At 61.4% G+C, this 14551-nt stretch carries 18 protein-coding genes; 13 read left to right on the forward strand and 5 right to left on the reverse strand.

Annotated features, from left to right (window positions below; genetic code table 11):
• The 6 genes from ABDW57_RS24930 to ABDW57_RS24955 all read left to right on the forward strand — a co-directional run.
• On the forward strand, positions 1-246 hold a 246-nt coding region (locus tag ABDW57_RS24930), incomplete at its 5' end, for a hypothetical protein (RefSeq protein ID WP_343732919.1).
• Entirely contained in the window at positions 131-1120 is a 990-nt protein-coding gene (gene mltG, locus ABDW57_RS24935) for an endolytic transglycosylase MltG (protein ID WP_343732837.1), read from the forward strand. The genes ABDW57_RS24930 and mltG, both read left to right, overlap by 116 nt.
• Positions 1121-1127: 7 nt before the next feature.
• Positions 1128-1733 (forward strand): dTMP kinase, encoded by a 606-nt coding sequence (tmk, locus tag ABDW57_RS24940; RefSeq protein WP_343732838.1) that lies wholly within the window; start codon positions 1128-1130, stop codon positions 1731-1733.
• A gap of 16 nt (positions 1734-1749) precedes the next feature.
• Positions 1750-2784 carry a DNA polymerase III subunit delta' gene (locus tag ABDW57_RS24945; RefSeq protein WP_343732839.1) on the forward strand — a complete coding sequence of 345 codons (1035 nt, stop codon included), beginning with the start codon at positions 1750-1752 and terminating at the stop codon, positions 2782-2784.
• Between the two features lie 3 nt (positions 2785-2787).
• Positions 2788-3171 carry a PilZ domain-containing protein gene (locus ABDW57_RS24950; RefSeq protein WP_174821652.1) on the forward strand — a complete coding sequence of 128 codons (384 nt, stop codon included), beginning with the start codon at positions 2788-2790 and terminating at the stop codon, positions 3169-3171.
• 16 nt (positions 3172-3187) lie between these two features.
• The gene (locus tag ABDW57_RS24955; RefSeq protein WP_343732840.1) at positions 3188-3694 is read left to right on the forward strand and encodes an N-acetyltransferase family protein; all 507 of its coding nucleotides are present in this window, start codon (positions 3188-3190) and stop codon (positions 3692-3694) included.
• Here the strand turns inward: ABDW57_RS24955 and ABDW57_RS24960 are convergent.
• On the reverse strand, positions 3669-4202 hold the full coding sequence (locus ABDW57_RS24960; protein ID WP_343732841.1) for a DNA-binding protein: 534 nt from the start codon (positions 4200-4202) through the stop codon (positions 3669-3671). The two genes, ABDW57_RS24955 and ABDW57_RS24960, sit on opposite strands and share 26 nt — an antisense overlap.
• 18 nt (positions 4203-4220) lie before the next feature.
• Positions 4221-5429, reverse strand: a complete 1209-nt coding sequence (locus tag ABDW57_RS24965) for a cation:proton antiporter (protein WP_343732842.1) — start codon at positions 5427-5429, stop codon at positions 4221-4223.
• Between the two features lie 117 nt (positions 5430-5546).
• Here ABDW57_RS24965 and ABDW57_RS24970 point away from each other — a divergent pair, with 117 nt between their 5' ends.
• The 5 genes from ABDW57_RS24970 to ABDW57_RS24990 all read left to right on the forward strand — a co-directional run bounded on the left by ABDW57_RS24970 (position 5547) and on the right by ABDW57_RS24990 (position 8741).
• Entirely contained in the window at positions 5547-6326 is a 780-nt protein-coding gene (locus ABDW57_RS24970; RefSeq protein WP_343732843.1) for a TatD family hydrolase, read from the forward strand.
• The gene (locus tag ABDW57_RS24975; RefSeq protein WP_343732844.1) at positions 6323-7000 is read left to right on the forward strand and encodes an ankyrin repeat domain-containing protein; all 678 of its coding nucleotides are present in this window, start codon (positions 6323-6325) and stop codon (positions 6998-7000) included. Before ABDW57_RS24970 ends, ABDW57_RS24975 begins: the two co-directional genes overlap by 4 nt.
• 85 nt (positions 7001-7085) lie before the next feature.
• Positions 7086-7367, forward strand: a complete 282-nt coding sequence (locus ABDW57_RS24980; RefSeq protein ID WP_343732845.1) for a type II toxin-antitoxin system HigB family toxin — start codon at positions 7086-7088, stop codon at positions 7365-7367.
• Positions 7355-7720: a hypothetical protein gene (locus ABDW57_RS24985; RefSeq protein WP_343732846.1), complete on the forward strand. Its 366-nt coding sequence runs from the start codon at positions 7355-7357 to the stop codon at positions 7718-7720. The genes ABDW57_RS24980 and ABDW57_RS24985 overlap by 13 nt, the downstream gene beginning before the upstream one ends.
• A gap of 100 nt (positions 7721-7820) precedes the next feature.
• Positions 7821-8741: a methyltransferase domain-containing protein gene (locus ABDW57_RS24990; protein ID WP_343732847.1), complete on the forward strand. Its 921-nt coding sequence runs from the start codon at positions 7821-7823 to the stop codon at positions 8739-8741.
• On the opposite strand, the gene ABDW57_RS24995 is transcribed toward ABDW57_RS24990, so the two are convergent.
• A complete protein-coding gene (locus tag ABDW57_RS24995) occupies positions 8742-10451 on the reverse strand; it encodes a tetratricopeptide repeat protein (RefSeq protein ID WP_343732848.1) in 1710 nt (569 codons plus the stop codon).
• A 136-nt stretch (positions 10452-10587) separates the two neighbouring features.
• Here ABDW57_RS24995 and ABDW57_RS25000 point away from each other — a divergent pair, with 136 nt between their 5' ends.
• Positions 10588-10785, forward strand: a complete 198-nt coding sequence (locus ABDW57_RS25000; RefSeq protein ID WP_343732849.1) for a hypothetical protein — start codon at positions 10588-10590, stop codon at positions 10783-10785.
• Here ABDW57_RS25000 and ABDW57_RS25005 read toward each other — a convergent pair.
• Positions 10782-11834, reverse strand: coding sequence for a phospholipase A (locus tag ABDW57_RS25005; protein WP_343732850.1), 1053 nt, complete (start codon positions 11832-11834; stop codon positions 10782-10784). The two genes, ABDW57_RS25000 and ABDW57_RS25005, sit on opposite strands and share 4 nt — an antisense overlap.
• A 123-nt stretch (positions 11835-11957) precedes the next feature.
• Here ABDW57_RS25005 and fusA point away from each other — a divergent pair, with 123 nt between their 5' ends.
• Entirely contained in the window at positions 11958-14069 is a 2112-nt protein-coding gene (fusA, locus tag ABDW57_RS25010; protein WP_343732851.1) for an elongation factor G, read from the forward strand.
• On the opposite strand, the gene ABDW57_RS25015 is transcribed toward fusA, so the two are convergent.
• Positions 14066-14545, reverse strand: coding sequence for a hypothetical protein (locus tag ABDW57_RS25015; protein WP_343732852.1), 480 nt, complete (start codon positions 14543-14545; stop codon positions 14066-14068). The genes fusA and ABDW57_RS25015 overlap by 4 nt on opposite strands.
• Between the last annotated feature and the right edge of the window lie 6 nt (positions 14546-14551).

Here is a 14551-nt window from a genome sequence, read left to right on the forward strand (position 1 = left end):
AGGTGGGTGGTGTTCAAGGCAGACATAATTTTCAATATTTTGACTGGGAAGGCATTATCATTACGGGCTTATTATAGTGATGTCGCGAAAATCGCGTCAGATCCACTCGATCCACCCATCCGGCTTAATAATGGCTTTTATCAAAAAAATAATTGGTCTGTGTGTTTTGTTCGCCATGCTCGGCGGCGCGTATTTTATGTACTGGTCGCAAAAGCCGATTATTCCCGAGGAGGCGGAAGCGATTGAATTCACCATCACGCCCGGCAGCGGTGCCCATGCCGCCGGCCAGCAGATTGCCGAAGCCGGCGTGCCGATCCAGCCGCTGCTGTTCAACCTGCTGGCGCGCGTGACCAACAAGAGCGCCCGGCTGAAAGCCGGCTCCTACGAACTGAAGCCGGGTTCGACGCCGCTGCGCCTGATCGACCAGCTGGCGCGCGGCGAGTTCGCGCAGGAACAGCTGACCATCATCGAAGGCTGGAGCTTCCGCCAGATGCGGGCTGCAATTGCCGCGCACAAGGGGTTAAAGCACGACACCATTGCCTTGTCCGATGCCGAGGTGATGAGCGCCATCTCGTCCGAGTACAAACAGCCGGAAGGTCTGTTCTTCCCGGATACCTATCTGTTCGCCAAGGGCGCCAGCGACCTGCAAATCTACAAGCAGGCGCATGCCATGATGCTGACCCGCCTGGCCGAAGCCTGGGACAAGCGTGATCCGGCGCTGCCGTACAAGACGCCATACGAGGCGCTGACCATGGCCTCCATCGTGGAAAAGGAAACCGGCCAGAAATCCGAGCGCGCCATGATCGCCGGCGTGTTCGTCAACCGCCTGAAGATCGGCATGCTGCTGCAAACCGATCCGACTGTGATTTATGGCATGGGCCTCAAGTACGACGGCAAGATCCGCAAGAAGGATCTGGAAACCGACACGCCATATAACACCTACACGCGCGCCGGCCTGCCGCCGACGCCGATCGCCTTGCCGGGCGTGCAGTCGCTGACGGCGGCGCTGGCGCCGGCCAAGACGGCCGCGCTGTACTTCGTCTCCCGGGGCAATGGCACCAGCCAGTTTTCGGACAATCTGAACGATCACAATCGTGCAGTCAATCAGTATCAACGATAATAAAAACATGGGTAAATTCATCACCTTTGAGGGCATCGACGGTGCGGGCAAGTCCACGCACATTGCCTTTGTTTCCGATTACATCAAGCAGCGCGGCTTCGAACTGGTCAGTTCGCGCGAGCCGGGCGGCACGCCGCTGGGCGAAAAACTGCGCGAGATCGTACTGCATGAAAAAATGCACCTTGAAACCGAGGCACTGCTGGTGTTCGCCAGCCGCCGCGAGCACATCGCGCAAGTGATCAAGCCGGCGCTGGAGCGCGGCGCCTGGGTCATCTCCGACCGTTTCACCGACTCCACGTTTGCCTACCAGGGCGGCGGCCGCGGCACCAGTCTGGCCAAGCTGGAGGCACTGGAGCAGTGGGTGCACCCGGACCTGCAGCCGGACCTGACCCTGCTGTTCGATGTGCCGCTGGAAGTGGCGCGCGCGCGCCTGGATGCCACCCGCGATCTGGACAAGTTTGAGCAGGAACAGGCCGACTTCTTCGCCGCCACCCGCAGCGAGTACCTGCGCCGCGCGGCCCAGTTCCCGCAGCGCTTCCGCGTGATCGACTCCACCCAGAGCATCGCCGCGATCCAGTTGCAAATCGCCGCCATCCTCGACGCCTTCTTTTGAAATACAATAACGAGTAATGAGCAATTCCATCTACCCGTGGCAAGAATCGTCGTGGCAGCAGCTGCAAGCGCTGCGCCAGCGCATGCCGCACGCCATTCTGTTCCATGGCGCTGCCGGGATCGGCAAGGCGGACTTCATCGAGCGCTTTGCGCAGGGCCTGCTGTGCGAGGCGGTGCTGCCGGATGGCCACGCCTGCGGCGAGTGCGCCTCCTGCGGCTGGTTCTCGCAGCAAAACCACCCCGACTACCGCCGCGTGCGGCCGGAGTCCATGGAAGACGAGCCGGCCGCCGACGGTGAAGAGGGCGATGGCGAAGCGAAGAAGGCCGCCAAGTCGAAAACGCCGTCCAAGGAAATCAAGATCGAGCAGATCCGCTCGCTGGCCGATTTCATGAACATTTCCACCCATCGCCAGGGTTTGCGCGTGGTGGTGCTGTATCCGGCCGAGGCGCTGAATATGCCGGCCTCGAACGCGCTGCTGAAGACGCTGGAAGAACCGCCGCCGGGCACGGTGTTCCTGGTCGCCTCCAATGGCCTGGACCGCGTGCTGCCGACCATCTTGTCGCGCTGCCGCAAATTCGCCATGCCGATGCCGACCCACGCCGAAGCGCTGGCCTGGCTCAAGGAGCAAGGCGTGCCGGACGCCGACAGCTGGCTGCGCGAGCAGGGCGGGGCGCCGCTGGCCGCGATGGCGCAGGCCGAGGCCGGCAGCCGCGAGGATCTGGAGACGCTGCTGCAACTGCTGGCCCATCCCAGCATTGAAGGCGCGTTGAAAGTGGCCGACAAGTTGCAAAAAGTCCCGCTGGCCGGCCCGGTTTCATGGCTGCAGCGCTGGCTTTATGACGTGTTTTCCTACAAACTGGCAGGTAACATCCGTTATTATCCCCGCTACCAGAAAGAGCTGGCCGGGCTGGCGGACAAGATCCACGTCAGCCGCCTGATGGCCGCGATCAAGGGCGCCAACGAACGGCGGGCGACGGCGGACCATCCGCTCTCGCCCAAGCTGTTCCTGGAGGATATGCTGCTGGAGTACGCCAACTGCTGCGAAAGGTAAGGAATGTCCGCTGCCAGCCCACTCGATCCGAACACCGTGCCGATGACGCCACGGCCGACGGTGCTGTCGCTGGCGATCAAGGAAAAGGCGGCGTTGTATGCCGCCTACATGCCGTTCCTGAAAAACGGCGGCATGTTCGTGCCGACCCAGAAGCCGTACAAGCTGGGCGATGAAATCTACCTCATCCTGGCCCTGATGGACGATCCCAACAAATACCCTATCGCAGGCAAGGTCGCCTGGATTACGCCGCCCGGCGCCCACAACAACAAGGCGCAGGGCATCGGCGTGCATTTCCCGGACGATGAGAGCGGCCAGCGCGCCCGCCTGCGCATTGAAGAAATCCTCGGCGCCGCGTTGCGCTCTTCGCGCGCCACCCACACCCTGTAACCCTGTTTGCTCCCACATGACTTTCCGCCATCGCCTTGCCACGCTTGAAGACCTGCCAACCATCGTTGCCATCTACAACACCACCATTGCCTCGCGCGAGGTGACTGCCGATACCGAGCCGGTGTCGGTCGAGTCGCGCCTGCAGTGGTATCACGATCACACGCCAGACAAGCGGCCACTGTGGATCATCGAGTCGGACGACACCGGCAATGAGGTGCTGGGCTGGATGTCGTATTCGAATTTCTACGGCCGTCCGGCGTATTCGGGCACCTCGGAAATTTCGATCTACATTGCCGAGGCGTGGCGCGGCAAGGGCGTGGGTCGCTACTGCATCGAGCAGGCGATCGCTTACGCGCCGCAGATCAAGGTGCACACTTTGCTGGGATTCATCTTTGGCCACAACAAGCCGAGCCTTGGCCTGTTCGGCAAGTTCGGCTTTGAGACCTGGGCCCATCTGCCCAGGGTGGCAAATCTGGACGGCGTCGAGCGCGACCTGATTATCCTTGGAAAACGCGTGGCGTAAGCTGGATTTGCGGGCTGTCGAAATCGACCGTCATGGTGCGGCCGCCCGCCAGAATCACATTGAAGGCGGTATCGTCGCGCTGGCCGCTGCGTGAGCTGGCAAACAGGTCGCTGAAATTGCCGAAGCCGTTGTCGTGCGGCAGGTTGGCGTAAGCGTCGATTTCCAGTTCTTCAATGCGCGCACTCAGTCTGGCGACCTGGCGGCGCAGTTCCGCCAGTTGCTGTTCCTTTTCTTCCAGCATGGCGTTGAAGCGCTGCTCGGCATCGTCATGCAGCTTGTCGGCCAGCTGTTCCACCAGCGTTTGCAGGCTGCGCGCCGTGTCTTCCCGTTTGACGCCGGCGCCGTGATCTTCTTCCGCAAGTTCCTTCAGATACTTGTGGATGGTCGATTTGGAGCCGGTGTCGCCGAGGGCATGGCGCACCGCGTCAACGGAGGGGTAGCGTCCCTCGGCCAGCAACTGATCCCGCGTGGTTCTGACTTGTGACTTGGTTAATCCGGTGCGCGCCATGTTTTCTATCCTTTAAACTCAGGAGCTGGCTTGACCCACCAGTCCGCGATTCTGTGCACGGTTCAGTTTAGGGTGCACGATAGGAATCGTCAACATGGTGCTGCCGGCGGCCATCAGCAGCAGGGCGGTAAAGGTCTCGTTGGTGATGATTTGCTTGTCCAGCAGGATGTTGGCAAACACGATTTCGATCAGGCCCTTGGTTTGCAGCAGCCAGCCAATGATGGAGGCTTCGCCGCTCTTCCATTTCAGCATTTTGCCGGCGATGTGGGCGCCGGCCAGCTTGCCGCCGACCGAGGCCAGCAGCAACAGGCCCGCCACAAAGAATACCGAGTAGCCGCCCAGGTCCCACTTGGTGCGCAGACCGGTGCTCAGGAAGAAGACCGGCATCAGCACCAGCAGCACGCTGTTGAACAGGCGGTCCAGATTTTCAATACCGAACCATTCCGCATCCATCACCACGCCGGCCAGGAAGGCGCCGACCATGAAGTGCAGGCCGGCCCAGTCCGCACCGAAGGCGCAGGCGATCAGCCAGATCAGGGCGACGTACCAGCGGTCTTCGGCTTTCAGACGCGCCATCAGCTTGCGGAAGGCGAAGGTCAGCAGGGTGAAGGCGACCAGGAAGCCGGCCTGACGGCCGACGCGTTCCCAGTCCAGCATGATCAGCGCCAGCACGCCCCAGATGGCGACGTCGTCCAGGCTGGCGTAGCGCATGATGCGCTGGCCCATCGGCTGGCGCAGGATGTCCAGTTTCTCCATCAGCAGGACCAGCACCGGCAGCGCAGTAACGGCGCAAGCCATGCCGGTGCCCAGCATGAACTGCCAGCCGGCGGCCTTGGCGCCCATCCAGCCCTGGTAATTCATCAGCAGCAGGGCGGCGGCGCAGCCAAACACGAGCGGCACGCCCAGCGACAGACCGGCGGTGGCGCCGCTCTCGCGGCGGTATTGCCAGACTTTTTTCAGGTCCAGTTCAACCCCGGCCAGCATTACGAATAACATTACACCCCACTGGGCGATGCCGTTCAGCGTCTTGGTGACGTCGGGGTTGAAGACGAATTTATGGTACTCGGGGAAGGCGGCGCCCATCACGCCCGGCCCCAGGACGATGCCCATGATGATCTGTACTACCACCAGCGGTGCGAAATACTCGGTTTTACCCAGGCGCCAGACCAGATACGGCGCGGTGAAGATTAGCAGCATTGCCAACAGGAAAATTTCGGTAGTACTCATAGGTCCCCTTTGTTTTGATTGTGTAACGTAATTACATAACGTGGTTGAATGGTAGCCAACAATTGGCAAATAGCAAAGCGATTTATCGGGAAGTGTGGTATCGGGTACAATCGTGCCATGTATATCGACTCTCATTGCCACATTAATTTCCCTGAGCTGGCGGCGCGCATGCCGGATATCCTGGCCCAGATGGAACACAACAAGGTGACCCACGCGCTATGCGTGTCGGTCGACTTGCCGGATTTCCCGCAGGTGCTGGCGCTGGCGCACCAGTACCCGCATATCTATGCCTCGGTCGGCGTGCATCCGGACTATGAAGACACGCCTGAACCCTCGGTTGAGCAGCTGGTCGAGCTGGCGGATGACCCGAAGATCATTGCCATTGGCGAGACCGGGCTGGATTACTTCCGCCTGCAGGGCGATCTGGAGTGGCAGCGCGAGCGCTTCCGCACCCACATCAAGGCCTCGCGCATTACCCGCAAGCCCCTGATTATTCATACCCGCAATGCCAGCGCGGACACGATCCGTATCATGCGCGAAGAGGGCGCCGGCACGGAGGCCGGCGGCGTGGCCGGCGTGATGCACTGCTTTACCGAATCGCTGGAAGTGGCCAGGGCGGCGATCGAGATGGGTTTTTACATTTCTTTCTCCGGCATTGTGACGTTCAAGAGCGCCAGGGAATTGCAGGCGGTGGCGCTGGAGCTGCCGCTGGAGCGCATCCTGATCGAGACCGATTCGCCGTATCTGGCGCCGGTGCCGTATCGCGGCAAGATGAATGAGCCGGGCTTTGTGGCGCATGTGGGCGAGTACATCGCCAGATTGAAGGGCGTGCCGGTGGAGCAGGTGGCGGCGCAAACCACCGCCAACTTCCGTAAGCTGTTCGGCGTGCCGGCATGACGTCGCGCCGGTTTGTCTTGCAGCTTCTGGCTGCTGGTGTGGCGGCGCCGGCCTGGGCCCTGGCTGCCGAGCCGCGCGCACAGACCGATGACGAGGTCGACTTCTTCCGCGCCGCCCAACTGGACGCCACCAGCCGCGTGGCGGCGGCGCTGCTGCGCGGCGTCAATCCGAACGTGCGCGATCCCAACGGCGAAACCGGCCTGATCGTGGCGATGCGCTACGAGTCGCTCAACGTCGCGCGCCTGCTGATGGCCCAGCCCGGAATCGATCTGGAAGCCAAGGCGCCGAACGGCAATACCGCGTTGATGATGGCGGCGTTCCGCAAGAATAAAGTGGCCGTGTTGGACATGCTCAAGCGCGGCGCCCAGGTGAATCAGAAAGGCTGGACCGCATTACATTACGCCGCTGCGGCGGGCAGTGTGGACATCACCACCATCCTGCTGGACCAGCATGCCTATATCGATGCCGAATCGCCATCCGGCATGACGCCGCTGATGATCGCCGCGCGCGAAGGCCAGGAAGAAGTCGTCGAACTGTTGCTGAAAGAAGGCGCCGACGCCACCCTGAAAGACGGCGGCTTCCACCTCACCGCCGCCGAATTCGCCCTCAAAGCCGACAAGCCCTGGATCGCCAAAACCATCAACACCTTCCTCGCGAGTAAAACGCCGCGCTAAGATAAGGTCTCTTTAACATCAGTCAGTTCAACGCCAGTTTGACGTAGCTCCGTGCCTCGTTATACTGGCATGGAGATACTGCGTTATGCGCGTAATCTCCAACAAGAAGCTTGTCGAGTTCGGGACCCTGCATCCAGATGCGGACGGACCTCTGCAGACTTGGCGGAAAAGTATTGAGTCCCGTGACTTCGCTGGCTTTGCCGATTTGAAGTCGGTTTTTCGCTCTGCAGATAAAGTAGGCAATTTCTTTGTCTTCAATATTGGCGGCAATAAGTATCGTTTGGTTGCCATCGTCCAGTTTGAGCGAAATAAGGTTTTTGTTCGCGAAGTCTTGACTCATAAGGAGTACAGCTTATGGAAGCCTTAGTGCGACTAGATGGAATCGAGAATGAGGAGGAGTACGATCAAGCGGTGATCGTGCTGGAGTATTTGCTGGACGCCGGAGCCGCGGTGGAAGGTCATCCATTAGCCGCCCAACTCAATGTGCTCAGCGACGCGTTGGAGGTATACGAAGCGAGGCATTATCCATCCAAGAACGTATCGGCGGGGGCGATGCTGCGCTTTTTGATGGAGCAACATGCGCTAGGTCCGGAAGCTTTTCGTGATCTAGTTTCCTGTGAGACCGTTGCTTCGATTCTAAATGGTTCAAGTCAATTGACTGATGAGCAAGTCTTCGCGCTTTCCCAGCGTTTCAATGTTCCCGTTTCCGCATTCCGCTAATATTGATCCGTGAATTGGCGGGTTTTTATTGTCCAGTTCGGTGCATGGTCGTAAGGCAATCTTGATGATAATGGTCCCAGAGCACTCACTGAGGATCACCATGCTGAACGAACGCGAAATTGAAAGCTGCTATCTGGGGCAGTTTATTCCAGTCCACTACCATCACAATATGCTGATGGATCAGAACCGCATGCACGGATTCAAGTCGGCCATCGACTATGCCGTCAAGCCGGGCGCCAGGGTGCTGGAGCTGGGCGGCGGCACCGGCGTGCTGTCGTGGTTCGCGGCGGCCAAGGCGGCCAAGGTGTATTGCGTCGAATTCAATCCGGACATGGTGAAGGAGGCCCGCAAGTTCCTGGCCAGGAATCCGAACGGCGACAAGGTGGAAGTGGTGCACGCCGACGCTTTTGAATACCTGCCGCCGGAGCCGGTGGATGTGGTGATCTGCGAAATGATCCACGTCGGCATGCTGCGCGAGAAGCAGGTCGAGGTGATTGAATCGTTCAAGCGCCGCTACATCGAGCGCTTTGGCGGCCCGCTGCCGGTGTTCCTGCCGGAGGCGGTGATCATGGCGGTGCAGCCGCTGCAGCAGGAATACGATTTCGAAGGTTTCTATGCGCCGATCGTGCAGTTCCAGGAAACCACGGTGATTTATCCCGGCACCGTGGAGATGGCGCCGCCAGCCGTGTACAGCATCATCGATTTCAACCAGCCGAACGAGTTGATTTACACCTGGCAGGGCAAGTTCGTGGTGGAGAAGAATGGCGAAATCAATGCCATGCGCTTTGTCACCAAGAATATCCTGGCGGTGGTGCAGGAGCGCTCCACCACCATCGACTGGCTGAACCACTACATGACGCTGCCGCTGGCCACCCCGGTCAAGGCGCGCGAGGGCGACGTGCTGCAGGTCAGCTTCCAGTACCGCGCGGGCGGTTCGATCCCTTCGCTGCAGGCCTCGCTGAAGGCCGAGATCCTGTACGAAGCGACCTTGCAGCCGGCCCGCGTGCCAGCCTACGCCTGATCAGCGCGTGTAAGGCGACGGCTGCGACGTCTGGTCCTGCACAGACTGGTTCAGGCGTTGCTGATCGAGGTGGGCGCGCGCATCCTGCAAACCGGCGGCGCGCTCCACATCCTGCATGACGATGGCGTTGGCGATCGTCCACTCCCTGAATGCCGTGCCGGCCGCTGGCTGCACGCGCATCTCGGCCAGCAATTCGGGCTGGCTCACCCCGGCCGCCACTTTATCCAGCCAGACTTTTGCCCACGCGGCCAGCTCCGGCGCGCGGATGTTGTGCGCCATCAGCTTGAGGGCGTTGCGGGCGCGCGCGGTATCGCCGGCATAGGCGTAGGCCAGCGCGGCCGAGCGTGCCAGCGTATTGACTTCATGCGCGCTGCGGAAGGCGCTGACGGCCGCCTGCAGCGTGGCGTCGTCCGGTGCGGCGCCGGATTGCAGGCCGGTCTGATGCAGCGCGTAGGCGGCTTCGGCCGACTTGGGATCGAGTTCCAGCGCGCGCTGCAGGTGGGGGCGCGCCTCGTCCAGTTGCACCAGCCGCAGATGCGCCTGGCCAAGCAGGTAGAAGGCCTCGGCATCCGGTTTCTTCGCCGCCGCGCTCAGGTAGGGAAGCGCATCTTGCGGATTGCCCCAGTCCACCTGCGCCCGGCTCAGCACGCGCTGGGCATAGTCATTGGACGGATACTGCGCTGCCGCGCCGGCCACGCGGCGCAGCAGCGCCTCACCTTCCTTGCGGCCGGGGCAGGACTTGAGCGCGGCTTCCGCCAGCACGAATTCGCCCGATGATTGCGGCAGGCTGGTGAATTCCATTTTTGCCAGCGGCAGTTCCGGCACATCCACCAGCAAGACCTTCAGCGCCTGCAGGCGGTAGCGCCACAAGGTGGTGCCGAGGTCGCTGACCTTGATGCCGTACGCTTGCTCGAACGCCTGCGTGATCGGCACGTCGCGGTAGACTGCGCTCAGGTAATTGACCATGCGTTTGCGCGTGTCTTCCGTGGACAGCATGTAGTGCGTGAGCAGCCATGAACGTGCCGCGAACTCCAGCTTGATGCCGGCCGTGGAGCCGTAGTTCACACCGCGCGAGTCGTTCTGCTCCAGCACGTCCGTGTAGTCAAGGCTGTAGCGCCGGCCCTGATCGAGGAAGCGCCAATAACTGCCGACGTTGAGCGGGGTTTTGCCGACCGACATCTGGGTATCGGTGAAGCGCACGCTGGCGAAATAGTGGGCCAGGCCATCGATAAACGAGATCGGCGCGCGGATGTCGGTATAGCGGTACAGGAAGTGGCGGGTGTAGCCCTCGTACAGATAAGACAAACCTTCCTCGCCGGGATCGAGCCGCACGCCAAAACCCTGGACGCCGGCGCTGCAGCTGTTGTACAGGCCGATGGCATTGGCCGGCTGATCGAGCGCCAGCGCATTCAACGCCACCGCGCGGTCATGATAATAGAACGTCAGCTTGGGTTCGGCGCCGGTGGCCTTCAGGAAGGGCTGGGTGTAAATCCGCAGCATGAAGTCCAGCCGCTCCAGCTGGTTGAGCAAGACCGCCACCTCGTCGTTGCTGGTGTTGGAATACACCACGAAGTGCTGGCTCTCCACCCGGAACCATTCCGAAGCGTTGCGCTGGCCGGCCACCACCACGCTGGGCGCCTGCTGCTGCGCGTGGGCATTCATCAGGCTGGCGCTGCCGAGCAGCACTGCCAGGTACCAAGGTTGGAGCATGGTCTTTTCCGTTCGTCCCCGAAAACCGGCGCTTGATCGCCGTTATCTGCAGCTGGTCGCACGGCAATTGCAGCCGGGCCGCCAGTCTTTTAAAGTGACATTATAGACAATAATTCAACCGTATCGGGAGCGTCTCATGCTGAGTTTCATTTTGTGGCTAGGCTTGTTGTTCCTTTGTTGGCCGCTGGCCTTGCTGGCGCTGGTGCTGTATCCGCTGTTATGGCTGATTACCTTGCCGTTCCGCTTGATTGGCATCGGCGTGGAGGGCGTGTTTGAGCTGCTGCGCGCCATCGTCATGCTGCCGGCGCGCATTTTGGGCGGCAATCCCCGTTAAAAATCGACCAGGAAGCCGGCGCCGATGGATTTCTGCGCGTAGTTGTAGTCGATCAGGCTTTGGCCGTAGCCGCTGAAGCCTTGCACATACCCCTTCAGATTGGCCGCCACCGGGAAAGCCCAGCCGACGCGCAGCGCGCCGTGGCGGGTGCTGAAGTTGCGCCGGCCCATGACCGACAGTTCGTGGCCGTCAAAGCGGTAGGTCGCGGTCAGGTCGCCATGGCCGAGGAAGTCGGTGATGTCGATGTTGTCGTTGTCCGAGCGGGCGTTATCGAGCCGCTTCCACAGGCGGAACGAGACGCCGAACTTGCCTTTCTCCGCACCCACCTCCGCGTAAATCCGGTTCCAGCTGCGAGACAGCGTGGAAGTCTGGCCGTTGGACTGGTGATTCAGGCCCAGGGTCAGGTAGCGCACGTCGAGTACGCCGAGGTCCAGGCTCAGTGGCGTGGTCAGCATCAGCTCCGGCTGGTAATTGGTTTCGCGGAACGGGCTGGAGGCGGCGCGGTTGTAGGCTTGCCAGAAGCTGTTCTGGGTGTAGCCGAACCACAGGTCCACCGGCGTGCTCATCAACTGTTCAATCAGCTTCATCTTGAAACTGATCTGGTAAGTCAATTCCACGTGCTTGGATTTGATGCCGGCAGGCGTAAAGTCCTGAAAAGGCGCATCATTGGAGCTGGTACTGTAATTGGCCAGCAAAAGATAGGTGTCCCGGTGTGGCCGGAAGTTGAACACGCCACGCTTGGCCGAGCGGTCCAGTTCCCATTCCTGCACCATGCGCGAGACGGTGCCCTCGGGCGGGATGGTGGTCAGCGCGGCGACCTTGGCCGGCACGTTCGGCTCCGGCGGCGGCGCGCTCGGCTGGGTGCGCGCCGGTTCGCTGCCGGCGGCCGGCGCGGCGATGGCGTTGTCGCCGGCCGCCTGCACCGCCGGCGTGGTCTTGGCCAGGCCATCGTAGCAGGCCAGGCGGGCGCTGGCGTCTCCGAGCACGGCACAGCGCTCCAGCCGCAGTTCCAGCTCGGATGCCTGCGCCAAAGCCAGAGCCGGCGCCATGCCTAAAGATAGGAAGAGAATGTTTTTCGCTTGCAATTGCATACAGTCGGTCCCAGTTAGGTAGAGTTAGGCAAGAGGTTACATTAGTTGCCATTAATCATGTCGCACACTAAGGAGATTGTGATGACCCGCAAGACCCCCATCGAGCGTTACCGCAACATCGGCATCAGCGCCCACATCGACGCTGGCAAGACCACGACCACGGAACGCATCCTGTTTTATACCGGTGTTAACCATAAGATCGGCGAAGTGCACAACGGCGCCGCGACCATGGACTGGATGGAGCAGGAGCAGGAGCGCGGGATTACCATCACCTCGGCTGCCACCACCGCCTTCTGGAAAGGCATGGCGGGGAATTTTGCCGAGCATCGCATCAATATCATCGACACGCCGGGCCACGTCGATTTCACGATTGAGGTCGAGCGCTCGATGCGGGTGCTGGATGGCGCCGTGATGGTGTACGACGCGGTCGGCGGCGTGCAGCCGCAATCGGAAACCGTGTGGCGCCAGGCGAATAAATACCATGTGCCGCGGATTGCGTTCATCAACAAGATGGACCGGGTTGGCGCGGACTTCTTCCGCGTGCGCGAGCAGATTGCCAATCGCCTGAAAGGCGTGGCGGTGCCGATCCAGATTCCACTGGGCGCCGAGGATAACTTCCACGGCGTGGTGGACCTGGTCAAAATGCGCGCGATTAACTGGGACGATGAGACGCTGGGCGTCAAGTTCACCTATGAAGACATCCCGGCCAACCTGCAAGGGCTGGCGCAGGAGTGGCGCGACAAGATGGTGGAAGCCGCCGCCGAAGGCACGCCGGAGCTGCTGGAAAAGTACCTGGACGGCGGCGTGCTGACGGAGGAAGAGATCAAGACCGGTCTGCGCCTGCGCACCATCCGCAACGAGATCGTGCCGATGCTGGCCGGCAGCGCCTTCAAGAACCGCGGGGTGCAGGCCATGCTGGATGCGGTGATCGAATATCTGCCGTCGCCGGTGGACGTGCCGGCCATTGCCGGCACCGATGAAGACGACAAGCCGATCGAGCGTCATCCGACCGACACGGACCCGTTCTCCGCGCTGGCGTTCAAGATCATGACCGATCCGTTTGTCGGCCAACTGACTTTCTTCCGCGTGTATTCGGGCGTGGTGAATTCCGGCGACACGGTGTACAACCCGACCAAGGCGCAGAAAGAGCGTCTGGGCCGCATCCTGCAGATGCACGCGAACGAGCGCAAGGAGATCAAGGAAGTCTACGCCGGCGATATCGCGGCGGCGGTGGGCCTGAAGGGCGTGACCACTGGCGATACCTTAAGCTCGCCGGATCACGTGATCGTGCTGGAAAAGATGATCTTCCCCGAGCCGGTGATCTCGCAGGCGGTGGAGCCGAAAACCAAGGCCGACCAGGAGAAAATGGGCATCGCCCTGAACCGCCTGGCGCAGGAGGACCCGTCGTTCCGCGTGCATACGGACGAGGAATCCGGCCAGACCATCATGTCCGGCATGGGCGAGCTGCATCTGGAGATTCTGGTGGACCGCATGAAGCGCGAGTTTGGCGTGGAGGCGACGGTCGGCAAGCCGCAGGTGGCCTACCGCGAAACCATCACCAAAACCGCGACCGATGTGGAAGGCAAATTCGTCAAGCAGTCCGGCGGACGCGGTCAGTATGGCCACGTGGTGCTGACGCTGGAGCCGCTGGAAGCGGGCGGCAAAGGCTATGAGTTCGTGGACGCCATCAAGGGCGGTGTGGTGCCGCGCGAGTTTATCCCGGCGGTCGACAAGGGCATCCAGGAGACTTTGCGCAGCGGCGTGCTGGCCGGTTATCCGGTGGTCGATGTGCGCGCCACGCTGACTTTCGGCTCGTACCACGACGTCGACTCGAACGAGAATGCGTTCCGCATGGCCGGCTCGATGGCCTTCAAGGAGGGGATGAAGCGCGCCGGGCCGGTGCTGCTGGAGCCGGTGATGCAGGTGGAAGTCGAAACGCCGGAAGAGTTCATGGGCAATGCCATGGGCGATCTGACGGCGCGGCGCGGCATGGTGCAGGGCATGGATGAAATTCCCGGTGGCGGCGGCAAAATCATCCGCGCGTCGGTGCCGCTGGCCGAGATGTTTGGCTACTCGACCACCCTGCGTTCGCTGACGCAGGGCCGGGCGACCTACACCATGGAGTTCAAGCACTACGCGGAAGTGCCGAAGCATATCCTCGATCAGATCGCGGTGACCAAGGCGCGTAGTTAAAACGCCTTGAGCTTGAGCTGTACTGAGATGCCGCCGTACAGGCGGTCTTTGTAGCTTGGGATGATGGCGATGTTGACGCCCACGCGCTCGTATTCGTAGCTGAGGGTTGGAATGGCGGCGGGGAACCAGCCGCCATTTCGCATTTTGGGGTAGCCGTCAAACGCGCCGATCACCGCGCCGATGCGCACCGGGCCGACTTTCCAGGGCTGGTAGTAGGCGCCGATGTAGTTGGAGTAGGCGCGGTCGCTGTTGTAGAAGCGGCCGGCGGTGACCGAGGCCACGGTGTTGAAGCGCCACTCGGCACCGAGGCCGCCGTTGGCGCCGTTCAGGTCCTTGTCGCGCTGGAAGTGCCAGGTGTAGAAGCCGCCGTTGAGCCATACTTCATTCAGGGGCGCCGGCTCGATGGTCTCGGCCACGGCCGCGCCGGACAGGCAGGCCAGCAGCGCGGCGCCGGCGATACGCAAACTTTTCATCATCCGAAG

The organism is Duganella sp., assembly GCF_039595735.1.
In the GTDB taxonomy this organism is placed as follows: Bacteria; Pseudomonadota; Gammaproteobacteria; order Burkholderiales; family Burkholderiaceae_D; genus Rugamonas.